Source organism: Mycoplana ramosa (assembly GCF_041930185.1).
GTDB classification, from domain to species: Bacteria; Pseudomonadota; Alphaproteobacteria; order Rhizobiales; family Rhizobiaceae; genus Mycoplana; species Mycoplana ramosa.
In genome coordinates, this window is sequence record NZ_JBHEEW010000002.1 from 232,689 (window position 1) to 247,601 (window position 14,913).

The following is a 14,913-nucleotide window of genomic DNA, read 5'->3' on the forward strand; positions in this document are numbered from 1 at the left end:
CCCCCGCACCAGCTTCAACCGGCCGCCACGGGGACACCCATTTATGGTCGGGCTGACGTGGCTGCGACCTCGCAACTGAATGCAATAAAAAGAAAAGAAAATACCGTGCGCCAACCTGCACCACCTCTCCAGTCCGCAGATGAACCCCACCATTCGAAGCCCCACACCAGCCTTGCCCGTTCCTTGGATCACGACCAGGTCTCGGCTGGGCGTGATGATGCGTTCTGGATCGATGCGGTTGATGCCGTCCTGATTGTCGCCGTCACCGACCCCGACGGTACGATCCTCTATGCCAATCAGAAGTTCTGCGACATCAGCGGATACTCCCAGCAGGAACTGATCGGCGCGAACCACCGCCTGCTCAACTCCGGCACCCATGACAGGCAGTTCTTCGGAGAGATGTTCCGCACCATCCGGAGGGGGCAGACATGGCGAGGCGAGATCTGCAACAAAGCGAAGAACGGCTCACTCTACTGGGTCGCGACGACAATTATTCCTCGGCTCGATGTCGATGGCAAAGTGACCCACTACGTCGCCTGCCGCTTCGACATTACCGCGCAAAAGCAGGCCCAGCATCGCCTGGCAGAAGCAGCAAGCGTTGATCCCCTTACCGGGCTTTTGAACCGCTTCGCGCTGCAAAAGGCGCTTGCGCAGAAGATCAAGCAGGCTTCCGACCTGTCCGGCCACGCCGCCGTGGCGATGTTGGACGTGGATAATTTCAAGGATATCAATGATATATACGGTCATCAGACGGGTGATGCGCTCCTGAAAATCGTCGCCCGCCGCATAAGGCAGGCGGTGAGACCGACCGACATCGTTGCTCGCTTCGGTGGCGACGAGTTTGTGATCGTTCTCACGCCGATTCCCGGTGAAGGTGACCTGCGGGACCTGTTGGACAATGTCCAGAAGACCGTTCAGCTTCCGATCGACCTCGGCATCGCCAAGACGATCGTTTGCGCCAGCATCGGGATTGCGCGCTTTCCGCGCGATGGCAGCAATTCCACCGAACTCATCAAGAATGCCGACATCGCCCTCTACAGTGCAAAAAAGCTTGGTCGCAATCGTTATGAGTTCTTCCAGGAGGGGCTCGAAATCGCCACGACCCGACGACTGAGGCTCCATGAGCAGGCGCGCAACGGTTTGGTGAGAGGCGAGTTCCTGCTCCACTATCAACCGATCGTTTCTTTGTCGACCGGGGCCCCGGAAAGCATGGAGGCGCTCTTGCGGTGGCAGCACCCCGAGCACGGCCTTATCGCGCCTGGCCGCTTCATGGAAGTCTTTGACGATCACCGTATCACCGCTTCGATCGGCAGCTTCGTTCGCCAGTCGGTTGTCGCGCAAGCGGCCGAATGGCTGAAAAGCGGCCTTCCGTTCGGCAAGATCGCCATCAACACGACGGCCGCAGATTTCGCGAGACCCGGATATACGGAACGCCTGCTGGAAGATTTGCGCGGCCATGGGCTTGGCGCGGACACGATTGCGATCGAGGTGACCGAGGGCATGTTCCTTGGCAAGCAGGCCGTTCGGGTCAGGGAAGAAATAGACCGGCTTCATCGTGCCGGTTTTGAAATCGCCTTTGATGATTTTGGTACAGGCTACGCCTCGCTCACGCATTTGAAGGAACTGCCGCTCGACCGCATCAAGATTGACCGCAGTTTCATAAAGGGCCTCGTCGTCGACGAAAGCGATCGAAAAATCGTGCGGGGCATCATCGATCTCGCGCATAGTCTCGGCCTTATCGTCACCGCGGAGGGAATCGACAGCGAAGAGCAGATGGCATTGCTCAAGGAGATGGGCTGCGATCGGATCCAGGGCTATCTGATCTCAAGGCCGCTGGCGGTCGAGGCCGTTCCGACCGCGTACCAGTCAACCATGCTGAGGCGGATGCTTCAGCAGGTTAGCTCGCCTAAAACAGCGGAAGCGCATGCAGCTGCGGCGTCATGCAACACTTGAAATGGTGGGGCGTCGGTTGGCGCCAGCGCCGTCGCTGCCGATGCAGATGGTCTGATATGACGCTAGTTCGAGGTGCCACCTCGTCCTCGTTCGGATCTTGAAGGCGACATGGCGCACTCCACTGCGCCAAGGCCCGCCTCCAGTTGCTTCAATCCGCCTGCACCGAGCATCGCGACCAGTTCGCGTTCATAGACTCGCGCCATCTCCACCATGTCCCGATAGATCCTTGCTCCCTGGGCGGTCAGTTCCAGATGCTCGACGCGCCGGTCGTCTTCATCGAGGGTCCGCTTCAGCCAGCGGCGGTCCTCCAGCGCCTTCACCGCGCGCGAAACCTTCGTCTTGTGCATCGTCGAGTTCGCGCCGATCTCCGTCGCCGTCATCCGCCCGCACGAGCCAAGGGCGGCAAGCGCCCGCCATTCCGGGCGGGTCATGTCGTAGCGCGCCTTGTATTGCGCGGCAAAGCGCTGGCTGACCATTTCTGCCGCCCGGTTCAACCGGTAGGGCAGGAATGCGCCGAGGTCGAAGTCCTCCTTGCCCGCTCCAAATTTCGACGTTTCGTCAGTGAAATTCCGGCTCATCGGACCGCCTTGATAGTTACAAAATAGACCGTTACGACTGTAACCAATTCCTGCGATATGGCAGTTTTGCAGAGGAGGTGCAAGCCATGCTGGAGAAGACCGACGAGACGGTCGCCCGAGGCACGACCACGTCCGATGGCGTCAACTACATGCCGGGCTTCGGCAACGATTTCGAAACCGAAGCGCTCCCGGGCGCCCTGCCGCAGGGCCAGAACAGCCCGCAGAAGTGCAATTACGGCCTCTATGCCGAGCAGCTTTCGGGCTCGCCCTTCACCGCCCCGCGCGGCACCAACGAGCGCTCCTGGCTCTACCGCATCCGCCCGAGCGTCCGCCATACGTGCAGGTTCGCCCATGCGAGCTACCCCTTCTGGAAGTCGGCCCCGTGCCTCGACGACCATTCGCTGCCGCTCGGACAGTTGCGCTGGAACCCGCTGCCGGCGCCGACAGAGGCGCTGACCTTCCTTGACGGCATCCGCACCATGACAGCCGCCGGCGATGTCATGACCCAGGTCGGCATGGCCGCCCATGCCTACACCTTTAACGCCGACATGGTGGACGACTACTTCTTCAACGCCGATGGCGAACTGCTGGTCGTTCCGCAAATGGGGGCGCTGCGGGTCGTCACCGAAATGGGCATCATGGAGGTCGAGCCGCTGGAGATTTGCCTGATCCCGCGCGGCATGATGTTCAAGGTCACCCGACGGGGGGAGGGGAACACCTGGCGCGGCTATATTTGCGAGAACTACGGCGCCAAGTTCACCATGCCCGACCGCGGCCCGATCGGCGCCAACTGCCTGGCCAACCCGCGCGACTTCAGGACGCCGGTCGCCGCCTTCGAGGACAAGGAGACACCCTGCCGCGTGCATGTGAAGTGGTGTGGCAAGTTCTACGTCACCGAGATCGGCCACTCGCCGCTCGACGTCGTCGCCTGGCACGGCAACTACGCGCCGTTCAAGTATGACCTCCGAACGTTCTCGCCGGTCGGAGCGATCCTGTTCGACCATCCCGATCCGTCGATCTTCACGGTGCTGACGGCACCGTCGGGCGAGGCGGGGACGGCGAACGTCGACTTCGTCATCTTCCCGCCGCGCTGGCTGGTCGCCGAGCACACCTTCCGCCCGCCCTGGTACCATCGCAACATCATGAGCGAGTTCATGGGCCTGATCCACGGGCAGTACGACGCCAAGGAGGAGGGCTTCGTCCCCGGCGGCATGAGCCTGCACAACATGATGCTGCCGCACGGTCCGGACGCCATGGGTTTCGAGAAGGCCTCCAACGGCGAGCTCAAGCCGGTGAAGCTCGACAACACCATGGCCTTCATGTTCGAGACCCGCTTTCCCCAGCACCTGACGAAGTTCGCCGCCGAGCTGGAGACGCTGCAGCACAACTACATCGACTGCTGGGACGGTCTCGATCGCAAGTTCGACGGCACGCCGGGCATCAAGTGATGGCCGGCGGCGCGACGGTCACGTCGTTGCCTCGTGATACGGGTCTTAAGGCGGGAAGCGAGAAAGACGAGGCACCGTCGTTGAGCACGCTCGATGCCGGACCTAGCACCCACTCACCAGCATCACCGTCGCCATTGTCGCGGTTCGTGGCCGACTTCAGACTGCCACTGAGGACGAAAATGTTCGACTTTTCAGGGTTTAGGTCGTCGACGAGATCCTCCGGACAGGGGGAACAAATGCCCTTGAGCGCCAGTTAATCCTCGCAGCCGAAGGGGCGGGAGGTTCAAGATGAGCGACCACAAACACAGAAGAAGGGAGCGTGCCGCTGAAAACGGCGCCATCTTGCAGCAGGTGGGCGCTCTGCCCTACCGAATCAGCAAAGACGGCGGTCTGGAAGTCATGCTGATCACGTCGCGTCAGACCAAACGCTTCACGCTGCCCAAGGGATGGCGGATGAAGGGAAAAAAAGACCACAAGGCCGCGCGCATCGAGGCGATGGAAGAGGCCGGCGTCGAGGGCAAGATCGCACGCCAGTCGATCGGCAGCTACTTTTACTGGAAAAGGACAGATCGCTGCTTCATCCCGGTCCGGGTGACCGTCTACCCGTTGGAAGCGAAACGGACCCGTTCACGCTGGAAGGAACGCGACCAGCGCATCAGAAAGTGGCTCCAGCCAGAGGATGCCGCCTTGCTTGTGGACGAGCCCGAACTCATGACGCTTCTACACCAGGCTGGTTCGAACGGAGGTGACGCGCCGTTCTCGGACGACAATAAAAATTAGGGTAACTCTTCCATCGATCCTCCGAGGGAAGAAGCATAGGTCTCAGATCGACAGAACCAAGATCGCCTTTGATTAAGTGCGCGTGTCGATGCTTGGCGCGCAAGTTCTGCTTGGCCTTCAACGGCCGTCGGACTTTTATCGCACCGGCCTCACGCCACACCTCAGCGCACGTGCGGGTCCCGGTCGCGTCTCATCCGCGAGGCCGTGACAACAGCCATATCCGGTGCGAGCAGGTCGTGCCTTTCGGCGAAGGCGGCGAAGAGGCCGCGCGCAGTTTCCACTTCGATTTCTCCGCGCAGCGCAGCACGGCAGGCTTTCAGCGCGATCGAGTGGGCGGTGTCGCTCGACGACGGCGGCCAGTCAGACAGATAACGGCAGGCGTCCAAGACGGAACGGATTTCTGCCGGAAAGCCCAAACCGACGAGAATATAAACCGGTTCTCGGAACATATCGGGTTTCATGACACTCTCCTTCCCAACCCGGAATGTTGGACGGGCGCCGTCGCAACGGCGCCCTTTTTCGCTGGGGCTTGTCTACGCGGCCTTCTGCGCCTCGATCTGCGCCGGAGCAGCCGGTTTCTCGATGCTCGGCACGCTCTGGATGGAGATTTTCCGCGGCTTCATCTCTTCGGGAAGCTCGCGAACGAGCTCGATCGACAGGAGACCATTGTTCAGGTCCGCGCCTTTCACCCTGACATGATCGGCGAGTTCGAAGCGATGCTCGAACGGCCGGGCAGCGATACCGCGATGGAGATAGCCTTCGGTTGGCGACTCCTGCTTCTTGCCGGTCACCGTCAGAAGGTTCGACTGGAACGTGATGTCGAGGTCATCGCGCGCGAAGCCAGCGACTGCGATCGATATCCGGTAATGGTCGTCGCCGGACTTGACGATGTCATAGGGTGGCCAGTCGCTCGCAGAGCGGGCCCGCTGGGCATTTTCCAGCAGATTGAAAACGCGGTCGAAGCCGACGCTCGAACGGAACAGGGGTGCATAGTCATAAGATGTTGCCATAGCCATATCCTCCTTGAAGCAACATGGTTACGGAACGCCGCAAATGGCGCTTCCAGACGAGGCCAGCCCTATTGTCAGCGGCTGGCGGCAAACGATTTGGTTTGTGCCGAATCTGGTTTCAAGAACCGTCCGGAAAATTTTGCGCCCACCTCAATGCGGCTTCAGTTCGCCGTCGACACGGGGCCGTTCGTTGGGTCCGATGCACTGCTGACGGGATAGATGCAGGGGCCCGAGAGCTGCCGTTCAGGATTGGATGAAAATTGTATGCTTCATCTTCGTTATCCAACGGTGAGATGGTGGCAAAAATTTTTCACGGCTTCCCCAAGTTTCTCAGGTGAGAGAGGTTCTTTTAATGTTGTTTTACAGCGTGTTAGTGCCAGCCACACGCAGGTGCTGTTTTTTTGGTTCGACCTCTTGAAATCGTAAAATCGCAAAACCAGATCGTCTCCCGCAAGACGCTCATTCGAGGTCTTGTACCCGCCCGGACTGGTCATCCGGTCCGGCTCGGGGGAGCAACGTCACCATTGTTTGTCCATTGGAGGAAAACATGTCGTTCCGACCGCTTCATGATCGTATTCTCGTCCGCCGGGTCGAATCCGAGGAGAAGACCAAGGGCGGGATCATCATTCCCGATACCGCCAAGGAAAAGCCGCAGGAAGGCGAAGTCATCGCCGTCGGCCCAGGCGCTCGCAACGATGCGGGCCAGATCCAGCCGCTCGACGTCAAGGCCGGCGATCGCATCCTGTTCGGCAAATGGTCCGGAACTGAAATCAAGATCAACGGCGAAGACCTGCTGATCATGAAGGAAAGCGATGTCATGGGCATCATCGAAGCCCAGGCCGTGCGGAAGAAGGCCGCCTGAGCCATCCATCCGACGAACACAATCAGTCAGATAGCTGCCTATTGAGGAGTTAACGAAATGGCTGCGAAAGAAGTCAAGTTCAACACCGATGCCCGTGAACGCATGCTGCGTGGGGTCGATGTGCTTGCCAATGCCGTCAAGGTCACGCTCGGGCCGAAAGGCCGTAATGTCGTGATCGACAAGTCCTACGGTGCCCCGCGCATCACCAAGGATGGCGTATCGGTCGCCAAGGAAATCGAGCTGGAAGACAAGTTCGAAAACATGGGTGCGCAAATGTTGCGCGAGGTGGCCTCGAAGACCAACGACCTTGCCGGCGACGGAACGACCACGGCGACGGTCCTCGCACAGGCGATCGTCAAGGAAGGCGCCAAGGCCGTCGCCTCCGGCATGAACCCGATGGACCTGAAGCGCGGCATCGACCTCGCCGTCGACGCGGTGGTCAAGGAACTAAAGACCAACGCCCGCAAGATCACCAGCAATTCCGAGATCGCCCAGGTCGGCACCATTTCAGCCAATGGCGACGAGGAAATCGGCCGTTATCTCGCCGAGGCGATGAAGAAGGTCGGCAACGAGGGCGTCATCACTGTCGAGGAGGCCAAGACCGCCGAGACGGAGCTCGAAATCGTCGAGGGCATGCAGTTCGACCGCGGCTATCTCAGCCCCTACTTCGTCACCAACCAGGACAAGATGCGGGTCGAGCTCGAGGACCCCTATATCTTGATCCACGAGAAGAAGCTGTCGAACCTGCAAGCGATGCTCCCGGTTCTCGAAGCCGTGGTCCAGTCTGGCAAGCCGCTGCTGATCATCGCCGAGGATGTCGAGGGCGAGGCGTTGGCGACCCTCGTCGTCAACAAGCTGCGCGGCGGGCTGAAGATCGCGGCCGTCAAGGCTCCCGGCTTCGGCGACCGCCGCAAGGCCATGCTAGAAGATATTGCGATCCTCACGGGCGGCACGGTCATCTCCGAGGACCTTGGCATCAAGCTGGAGAACGTCACACTCAACATGCTCGGCCGCGCCAAGAAGGTCGCGATCGAGAAGGAGAATACGACGATCATTGACGGAGTCGGCTCGAAGACGGAAATCGACGGGCGCGTGACCCAGATCCGCGCCCAGATCGAGGAGACCACTTCGGACTACGATCGCGAGAAGCTGCAGGAACGCCTGGCCAAACTTGCCGGCGGCGTTGCCGTGATCCGCGTCGGCGGCTCGACCGAAGTCGAGGTGAAGGAGAAGAAGGACCGCGTCGACGACGCGCTGCATGCAACGCGCGCTGCCGTCGAGGAAGGCATCCTGCCGGGCGGCGGCGTGGCGCTGCTTCGCGCCGTCAAGGCACTCGACAGTCTCACTCCGGCCAATCAGGACCAGCGCGTCGGCATCGACATCGTGCGACGTGCGATCGAAGCGCCGGTTCGCCAGATCGCTGAGAATGCCGGTGCCGAGGGTTCGGTGATCGTCGGCAAGCTGCGCGAGAAGGGCGACTTCTCATATGGCTGGAATGCCCAGACCGGCGAGTTCGGCGACCTTTACGCCCAGGGCGTCATCGACCCGGCCAAGGTGGTGCGCACCGCGTTGCAGGATGCCGCCTCTGTTGCGGGCCTGTTGGTGACGACGGAAGCCATGGTCGCCGAGAAGCCCAAGAAGGAAGCCGCACCGGCGATGCCCGCAGGCGCCGGCATGGATTTCTGACCGGTAAGGCCCGCCCGAAAGGGCGGGCCTTCTGCGCTCGCTTTTGAGAAGAGTTCGGTCTTGCTGTCGAAAAACGATGGAGTTGGGAGGTCGGCGCAGTCTCAATCGCAGCGATTCCAGTTGTCCACCAATGCGGCCTGGCGACGCGTCTGCAGTAGCCGAAACATTAACCATGCGCGGTACAGCCGAATCCTTGTGAGGCAGGCGAACGCTCCGAACCGACTGCGAACGCCTGAAATGCGATCGGATGCGAGGATCTTCACCACCTCACCAACAGGCGAGGCGGCGACAATCAGGCAGGACAACAGCCAGCGGAGGGTTCCCAGTCGGCGCGCTTCGATGTGGCGAAATTCGTGGGCCACATGCCGATCCCAACGCCGTGACAGCTCCGCAAACGACTTGCAGGATGGCGTCAAGACCTTCGCTTCCGGCACAAAGGCGATGCGGTAACCCATGGCGGTCGCTTTCTGACCCCACTCGGTGTCTTCCATTGTCGAGATGCCGCCGAAAGGTCCGACGGCCTCGAATACCGTGCGACGGACTGCCATGTTTCCGGTCGCCGCGAAGCCGTACCGCTCGACATAGGCGCGGGCGCGATAACTGTAGATGCTCTCGTAGGCTTCGATACCGGTGGGCTTGTCTGGATTGGTCATGCGAATTCCGATATCGCCTCCGACAAGATCGACCTCGGGCCGATCATTCAGGAAATCGACCAGCCCCTTGATCCAGCCAGGCTGGGCCACGCAATCGGCATCGATGAAGGCCAGCAATTCGGCCGAACTGAGCGCCGCACCGAGATTGCGCGCAGGACCGGGGCCGGGCGTAGGCTGGCTGACCAGGCGCACCCCAGGAAAATCGGCGCAGAGAGCTGCCGGCAATTCGACCGAACCGTTGTCGACGACGATGACTTCGAAAGAAATCCCATCGGCGCGCTGGGCCTGAAGCGCCAGAAGGCATTGGCGGAGATTGTCGTCAGGTTCGTTGAGATGCGGAATGACAACGCTTAACGCCGGCAGTTTCCCCATGAAACGCGATCCCACACAGTCGATTGCAGACATGGTGCAGAGATCGGTCCGGGAAGGAAAGGTGTGACACGGCCAACCTTTGAGCAAACGGCGTCATCATTTAGTTTGAGCAAGCCGACGCGGCCGAGCCGACGAACCGGCGGGCCTCAGCCAGGGCCGTGGTCCTGTTGTTTCAGGGCGGCATGACGAAGCGGTCATCCGGATACCGTCATGAAGCAACGCGCTCAGGGCGGTAACGGTCGTCCCCTTCACGCGATCGACGATGGAAAGAACCCGGCCGCGCGACCGGCAACTTCAATGAAGGCGCGGCGGCTCCCCCGCCAAGCATGCTGTCATGCCTGGTCGGCCAAGGCCGCAGCGTCAACGCGGTGCTCGGCGAGGAAGGAGCCGGTTCCCCTAGAGCATGAACCCGCAGCCCTCATCTCAAGGCTGTCGAGTCTTTCTCCACGGACTTCAAAAGCTGCTTCAATTGCGGCTCATCGACCAGTTCGCTCGCTTCCGCCAATGTGCACCAGCGGCGCTGCCGTTGCCCCTTCTCGGGCCAGTTGATCAATGTGCCGCGCACGCGCAGGCCGAACAGTGACACATCGCACAGATCGCTCGAGCCGTCATCGCGCTGTTTCAGATAGCTGTATCGTCCCAACGGCGTTGCGTGGATCTTGCCGATGACACCTGCCTCTTCATAGGCTTCACGAGCGGCGGACTGGGTCGGCGAAGTCCCCCGCTCGAGCCAGCCTTTTGGCACGATCCAGCGCCCACGCCGCCGCGAGGTGATCAGGAGGGTCCTGACGTTTCCACAACGCCCGACACGCCACGGCAGCGCCCCATATTGAAGCAAGCGACGCGGAGCTTCGATCTCACGAGCCAGAAGCGGAGACCGGTCGGTCGTCGCTTCCTTGTGCTCGTCTCGACCGCTACTGGATTCAGCGGACGAGCGGGACGGTGAACGGGCCGGGCGATAAGACGGAAGAGCGGCCGGCGTCGCACACCATGGGCAGCGCGGCGCCGCGCGCGGAAGGTGACGGTGGCAGGAACTGCAGGTTCGGCTGGAGGACGAAACTCTCATTGATAGGTCCAATCGAAGTGGCACCTGTACGGTGCGACAGGGGAGTGAACCGCATATGGCGTTGAGAAATGTCCCGGAGCGGATAAGGCGTGCGGTGTTCTGGGTTCAAAAGAGACCGCCCCGGGAAAAACCACGAGAGTCCCCGGTCAGCCTCGATACTCTTATGAACGTTTCCATGCACATGTTAAACAACATAGTGATCAATCGAGGCCGTTCAATGACCGCCGCGGGAAAATGATACAGAGATTGCCTATGAGCGGGGCGACGGCGCCTTTGGGCCCGCGGTGACGGGCTCCAGAGGTAGCTTGTAGCCCCCGCGTTCTCGCCGCGAGCCGGTTTGCCGCAGGAGACCAGCTGTGCGGCGGCCAGCCGCGCGCTCAGGTGGGGTCTCAGTCCAATGTCACCGGCGTGTAACCTTCAGCCGCAATGACGCCCGCGACGGAACGGGCATCTTGAACGCCCACGATCGTCACGCGATGGGTCGCTGCGTCGGCGGATACCTTCGCACCGGGAAAGGCCGCCTCAACGGCCGCCGTGATGGTGCGCACGCAATGGCCGCAGGTCATATCCGCGACGGAAAAGGCAAGGGTCGTCTCGTTCGTCATTTCACATTTTTCCTGTTGAACGAATGGATCCTGAACCTCTACCCCGTGGCAAGGTCAAGCGCTTTCTTGTGCTTTGATCTCCGGTGCGCCGGCCGGGCGGAAGCTTGCCAGTTGGCCGTGGATGATCTGCTTGAAGTCGACCAACATCATCTCCGCTTCATCCGCGGGAAGCGTGATCGCCAGCCTCACGACGCCGGCCGCGAGCTGAAAGAGCAGGAACACAAGCCGGCCGAAGCGCTCGCGGTCGGTTGGCGCCAGCAGGTGAGACGACATCGCGCAGAAAAGTTCGGCCTGCCGCCGCGTCTCCACGATGTCCATGTTCTGGAGTTCCTTATCCGCCTGGATGGCGTTCAGCAGGTCTTGGATCGCCGGATCTCCGGCAACTTGGAGATAGTATCCATTCAGGATTGCGTCGGCTGCATCGCGAATGCCAGCCATGTCCTGAACTCCGCATAGGCTGGCTTCGATGCCTGCGCGCGTTTCGGTGCTGTGTTGCTCGTAAAGCATGGCGATGATTGCCGACTTGTTTGGGAAGTACTGGTAGACGGAGGCAATCGGCCCGCCCGTAAGCTGCGCGACCTCCCGCATGGTCATGCCGTCGATGCCTTTCTCACCGATCAGCTCTTTTGCGACCCGCAATATCTCCTCGACGCGCCCGCGGCTGCGTTCCTGCTTCGGCCTGCGCCTGAGGCGCTGTTCCAAATCCGCGGCTTTCGCCGTCATGCCCATGCTTCCCGTGTGAATCACCACACCATTTTCTCACCAAATCAGCTGCAGCTTAAAGGAATTATTCTCCTTCGCCGCACGCTTTCTCCTTTCATGCGATGCCGCGCCGACTACTTTCGCTTATCGCCGGCGCGGTTCGCGGTCATTCCAGCGCCTTGATCATCGGCAATACCGAGAACTGTCCGGCCTCGGCCTTGCGCGTCAGTTCGCGAAGGTAGCCGCCGGGCGAGCGGATCTGGTCGGAACGCTCCAGGATGGCAGCCACCACCACAGCCGCGGCCCCGTCACCCATCGCCGCCCGGGCCTTTTCATAGGCGTCCGGCGAAATCCCGAGCATCGAGCGCACCAGCGCGGCCGCCTTGACGAGATCGGCCCAGGTGGCCACCCCGTCCTTCGCATATGAGCCTATTTCAGGGCACGCCGCCAAGACGCGCTTCAGGCTGACCGCCACCCCCTTGCGCGCCGGACCACCTTCTTGCCGCGGCGGCTCCGCCTGGTTTGACTCATGGCCGTTTATTTCAAAATTGAGGTCTGTATTTGAATTCTGAATATGCCGCTCATGTTGAAGGTCATTGGCGCTCATTTCTTCGCTTGATAGCGCTTTCAGGTAGTCGTCTTCCACCTGCCGCCGCAGCGTCACCAGGGCTGCCTTGCGTTCCTCCAGCGTCTCTGTTGACGCCTTGCGGCTGAGGCGTCCCGATAGCGTGGCCAAGGCGATCTGATGTTCGGCCCACGCGCCCGCCCGACCCTCGGCCAGCGCCGCCTCGATGACCTTCGCCACGTCGCGCAGATGTATCGTCACCTCGGCACGGAGCGCCTGGTATCGTCGCGCCTCCGCGCGCGCGCGCTCGGCCTGTTGATGGATATCGCCCGCCATCAGCGCCAGCGGCGCCAGGTCGAAACCGAAGGCTTCTTCCACCACGCCGCGCTCGTCGCGGCGGCAATAGCGCTTGCCGTTCGGACTATCGCGGCGCAAGAGCATGCCGGCCGCCATCAGCAGGGCCAGATGCCGCCGGAGCGTTGCCGGCGCCATTCCACGCGAGCGGACCGACAGCTCCGCATTCGACGGGAACACGACGATCGGTGCGCGACCATCGAGGATTTTTTCCGGATGGAACGTCAGCAGCGCCTCAAGTACCGCGATTGTCCGGTCCGAGAGGCCGTAGTGCGCACGCGCCTCCGTCAGCGCTCGCAGGAGCTGCCATTTCTCGGCAGTCCCGGTGTCATTGCCACCCGCGTCCGCCGCAAGCCTGGCCTGCGTCTCGAAAACCCGTTTCTGCATCGCAAACACGCGCGCAGTCATCCTGCCGCCGCCGAAAGGCGTCGTCGCCAGTCTCTCCGTCATGGTCGTCCCTCTCAAGGAGGCAAGAGGCTGGGCCCGAACGTCATAGCAAAGCCGTCACGCATTCGGACGAATGCGCGGATGGGCTCTAATCCTTTGAAATCAGAGCGTTTTTTGTTGCGTCGCAGATAGCGACAGACAATAAATCTCCGTTCCGCAACCGGCAAAACGGTGGCGGACTCTTGACTTTGACTGTCGGAAGTGATTCTCTCGAACTGCTACATTGAAGAGGGCTTCCGGAATGGCGACGTTTTGGAGGCCTTTTTTCTTGCTTCGATCCTTTCCCGTTTCGTTTCCATCGTTCCCGGCGAGGCCGCTCGCCTGGCCGGTTTCCTTGGGCTAAAGCGCGTAGCGATCCTTCGGATTCGCTCCACGCTTTAAGTCCTTGTTTTACCGCATGCCGTCTTCGCAAAACCGCTGCACACTGTTGCGCGACATGCTTTAGCCGTTGCGCCCCCAGGCGGAGAGCATCAGCCCTTCGATCTCGGCGTTGACGGCATTCATGCTTTCCATCGCCCGGTCGTAGGTGGTGCGGGTGAAGTTCTCCCGGCCAACCTCGTAGAGCGTTTCCTTCGTCAGGCCGGCATCCGAGACTGCTGTCGACTTGACCATCGGCGCCGTCAGCACCCGGTCGCCGAAGAGCGAACGCATCAGCCCGACAATCTGCGCCTGTGGCGCGTCGTTCGGCTCAAACCGCGTGACGAGATACCGCAGAAAATCGAAATTGAGCCGGCCGCCCGCCTCCCGCACGACCGCCAGCAAGTCCGAGGTCATGAACAGGAACTGGTTCATCGAGGCGACGTCGAGCATCTGCGGATGAACGGTGACGATCACCGAGGTCGAGGCGCAAAGCGCCGACAGGGTCAGGTACCCGAGCTGCGGCGGGCAATCGAGCACGACGACGTCATAGTCGTCTTCGACGGTGCGCAGCGCCGCGTGGACGCGGGCGAAGAACAGCGGCTGGCCGGGCGCGCCCGCCTGCCGGGTTGCTAGTGCGCGTGGGGTTACGTGCTCGAACTCCTGCAGTTCGAGGTTGCCGGGTACAAGATCCAATCCGTCGAAATAGGTCTTGCGGATGATCTCCCTCAGCGGCCGCACCTCGTCGTCATAGCGGATCGCGCCGTACAGCGTGTCGTTGCCGTCGAGATCGAGCTCGGGCTGGTACCCGAACAAGGCCGAGAGCGAGGCCTGCGGGTCGAGATCGACCGCCAGCACCCGGTAGCCTGAAAGCGCGAGATACTGCGCCAGATGGGCGGCCGAGGTCGTCTTGCCCGAGCCGCCCTTGAAGTTGGTCACGGCGATGACCTGCAGGTGTTCGCCGCCACCGCGGTCGCGCCATTTGCGATAGCCGCGTGCCTTGGCCAGGTTACCCTTGGCCAGGGCCTGGTCGGCCAAATGGGCCCGGAGTGCGTTGATATCGGTGAGGGAATAAAAACGCCGTCCGCCCGGGCCGGTTTCCGGCTGCGGCCCTTCGCCCGCAAGCGAAAGCTGTCGCAGGTAGCCGTCCGAAACCCCGATCAGACGCGCCGCCTCGCCCGAGGTGAAGCTGCGCAGCACCTTCTTCGCAGCGGGAGGAAAGAACCGCTCCCGCATCGCCTTGAGCTGCGCCGACAGCACGCGCGCGTCCGCCGCGATCGCCTCATCGGCGGCGGGTTGTGCGGCGTCGGTTCTGTGCGGCGCGACCCTCATCAGCACCTTCCTCGTCCTCGGGGCATCAACAGCCCAACACACAAATCGCGCTGCCGCGCGGTTACGTTGGATGACCGATCTAACAGAAAAACCACTCGGTAACGGCGAAATGCCGATCAGCCACCAATTTCCGTTAGAGACGG

General features: G+C 61.4%; 14 protein-coding genes. 5 read left to right on the plus strand and 9 right to left on the minus strand.

Annotated features, from left to right (window positions below; translation table 11 throughout):
- Positions 1–57 precede the first annotated feature (57 nt).
- Positions 58–1,953: a putative bifunctional diguanylate cyclase/phosphodiesterase gene (locus JNC62_RS03640; protein WP_374836046.1), complete on the plus strand. Its 1,896-nt coding sequence runs from the start codon at positions 58–60 to the stop codon at positions 1,951–1,953.
- Between the two features lie 62 nt (positions 1,954–2,015).
- Here the strand turns inward: JNC62_RS03640 and JNC62_RS03645 are convergent, their stop codons facing one another.
- Positions 2,016–2,531, minus strand: coding sequence for a MarR family winged helix-turn-helix transcriptional regulator (locus JNC62_RS03645; RefSeq protein ID WP_374836048.1), 516 nt, complete (start codon positions 2,529–2,531; stop codon positions 2,016–2,018).
- A gap of 86 nt (positions 2,532–2,617) precedes the next feature.
- Between JNC62_RS03645 and hmgA the strand changes: the two genes are divergently transcribed.
- Together hmgA and JNC62_RS03655 are read left to right on the plus strand one after the other, a co-directional pair.
- On the plus strand, positions 2,618–3,979 hold the full coding sequence (gene hmgA / locus JNC62_RS03650) for a homogentisate 1,2-dioxygenase (RefSeq protein ID WP_374836050.1): 1,362 nt from the start codon (positions 2,618–2,620) through the stop codon (positions 3,977–3,979).
- A 288-nt stretch (positions 3,980–4,267) separates the two neighbouring features.
- Positions 4,268–4,759, plus strand: coding sequence for an NUDIX hydrolase (locus JNC62_RS03655; RefSeq protein WP_374836051.1), 492 nt, complete (start codon positions 4,268–4,270; stop codon positions 4,757–4,759).
- Positions 4,760–4,920: 161 nt separating this feature from the next.
- Here the strand turns inward: JNC62_RS03655 and JNC62_RS03660 are convergent, their stop codons facing one another.
- The gene (locus JNC62_RS03660; protein WP_374836053.1) at positions 4,921–5,220 is read right to left on the minus strand and encodes a DUF982 domain-containing protein; all 300 of its coding nucleotides are present in this window, start codon (positions 5,218–5,220) and stop codon (positions 4,921–4,923) included.
- A gap of 72 nt (positions 5,221–5,292) precedes the next feature.
- Positions 5,293–5,769, minus strand: a complete 477-nt coding sequence (locus JNC62_RS03665) for an Hsp20 family protein (protein WP_374836055.1) — start codon at positions 5,767–5,769, stop codon at positions 5,293–5,295.
- A gap of 547 nt (positions 5,770–6,316) precedes the next feature.
- On the opposite strand from JNC62_RS03665, the gene groES reads away from it, so the two are divergent.
- Both groES and groL read left to right on the plus strand, forming a co-directional pair.
- On the plus strand, positions 6,317–6,631 hold the full coding sequence (groES, locus tag JNC62_RS03670; protein ID WP_374836057.1) for a co-chaperone GroES: 315 nt from the start codon (positions 6,317–6,319) through the stop codon (positions 6,629–6,631).
- Positions 6,632–6,688: 57 nt separating this feature from the next.
- Entirely contained in the window at positions 6,689–8,317 is a 1,629-nt protein-coding gene (gene groL, locus JNC62_RS03675) for a chaperonin GroEL (RefSeq protein ID WP_374836059.1), read from the plus strand.
- Positions 8,318–8,418: 101 nt separating this feature from the next.
- Here groL and JNC62_RS03680 read toward each other — a convergent pair whose 3' ends face one another.
- The 6 genes from JNC62_RS03680 to repA form a co-directional block, all read right to left on the minus strand.
- A complete protein-coding gene (locus JNC62_RS03680; protein ID WP_374836061.1) occupies positions 8,419–9,342 on the minus strand; it encodes a glycosyltransferase family 2 protein in 924 nt (307 codons plus the stop codon).
- 418 nt (positions 9,343–9,760) lie between these two features.
- A complete protein-coding gene (locus tag JNC62_RS03685) occupies positions 9,761–10,408 on the minus strand; it encodes an NUDIX hydrolase (RefSeq protein ID WP_374836062.1) in 648 nt (215 codons plus the stop codon).
- Between the two features lie 389 nt (positions 10,409–10,797).
- Entirely contained in the window at positions 10,798–11,013 is a 216-nt protein-coding gene (locus JNC62_RS03690) for a heavy-metal-associated domain-containing protein (protein ID WP_374836064.1), read from the minus strand.
- A gap of 54 nt (positions 11,014–11,067) precedes the next feature.
- Positions 11,068–11,736, minus strand: a complete 669-nt coding sequence (locus JNC62_RS03695; protein ID WP_374836066.1) for a TetR/AcrR family transcriptional regulator — start codon at positions 11,734–11,736, stop codon at positions 11,068–11,070.
- Between the two features lie 145 nt (positions 11,737–11,881).
- Positions 11,882–13,084, minus strand: a complete 1,203-nt coding sequence (gene repC, locus JNC62_RS03700) for a plasmid replication protein RepC (RefSeq protein ID WP_374836068.1) — start codon at positions 13,082–13,084, stop codon at positions 11,882–11,884.
- 438 nt (positions 13,085–13,522) lie between these two features.
- Positions 13,523–14,770 (minus strand): plasmid partitioning protein RepA, encoded by a 1,248-nt coding sequence (repA, locus tag JNC62_RS03705; RefSeq protein WP_374836070.1) that lies wholly within the window; start codon positions 14,768–14,770, stop codon positions 13,523–13,525.
- Positions 14,771–14,913: the final 143 nt, after the last annotated feature.

Coding starts and splice junctions, on each gene's coding strand:
- JNC62_RS03645 (WP_374836048.1), bottom strand. CDS start 2,531: ATGAGCCGGAATTTCACTGACGAAACGTCGAAATTTGGAGCGGGCAAG.
- hmgA (WP_374836050.1), top strand. CDS start 2,618: ATGCTGGAGAAGACCGACGAGACGGTCGCCCGAGGCACGACCACGTCC.
- JNC62_RS03655 (WP_374836051.1), top strand. CDS start 4,268: ATGAGCGACCACAAACACAGAAGAAGGGAGCGTGCCGCTGAAAACGGC.
- JNC62_RS03660 (WP_374836053.1), bottom strand. CDS start 5,220: ATGAAACCCGATATGTTCCGAGAACCGGTTTATATTCTCGTCGGTTTG.
- JNC62_RS03665 (WP_374836055.1), bottom strand. CDS start 5,769: ATGGCAACATCTTATGACTATGCACCCCTGTTCCGTTCGAGCGTCGGC.
- groES (WP_374836057.1), top strand. CDS start 6,317: ATGTCGTTCCGACCGCTTCATGATCGTATTCTCGTCCGCCGGGTCGAA.
- groL (WP_374836059.1), top strand. CDS start 6,689: ATGGCTGCGAAAGAAGTCAAGTTCAACACCGATGCCCGTGAACGCATG.
- JNC62_RS03680 (WP_374836061.1), bottom strand. CDS start 9,342: ATGGGGAAACTGCCGGCGTTAAGCGTTGTCATTCCGCATCTCAACGAA.
- JNC62_RS03685 (WP_374836062.1), bottom strand. CDS start 10,408: ATGAGAGTTTCGTCCTCCAGCCGAACCTGCAGTTCCTGCCACCGTCAC.
- JNC62_RS03690 (WP_374836064.1), bottom strand. CDS start 11,013: ATGACGAACGAGACGACCCTTGCCTTTTCCGTCGCGGATATGACCTGC.
- JNC62_RS03695 (WP_374836066.1), bottom strand. CDS start 11,736: ATGACGGCGAAAGCCGCGGATTTGGAACAGCGCCTCAGGCGCAGGCCG.
- repC (WP_374836068.1), bottom strand. CDS start 13,084: ATGACGGAGAGACTGGCGACGACGCCTTTCGGCGGCGGCAGGATGACT.
- repA (WP_374836070.1), bottom strand. CDS start 14,770: ATGAGGGTCGCGCCGCACAGAACCGACGCCGCACAACCCGCCGCCGAT.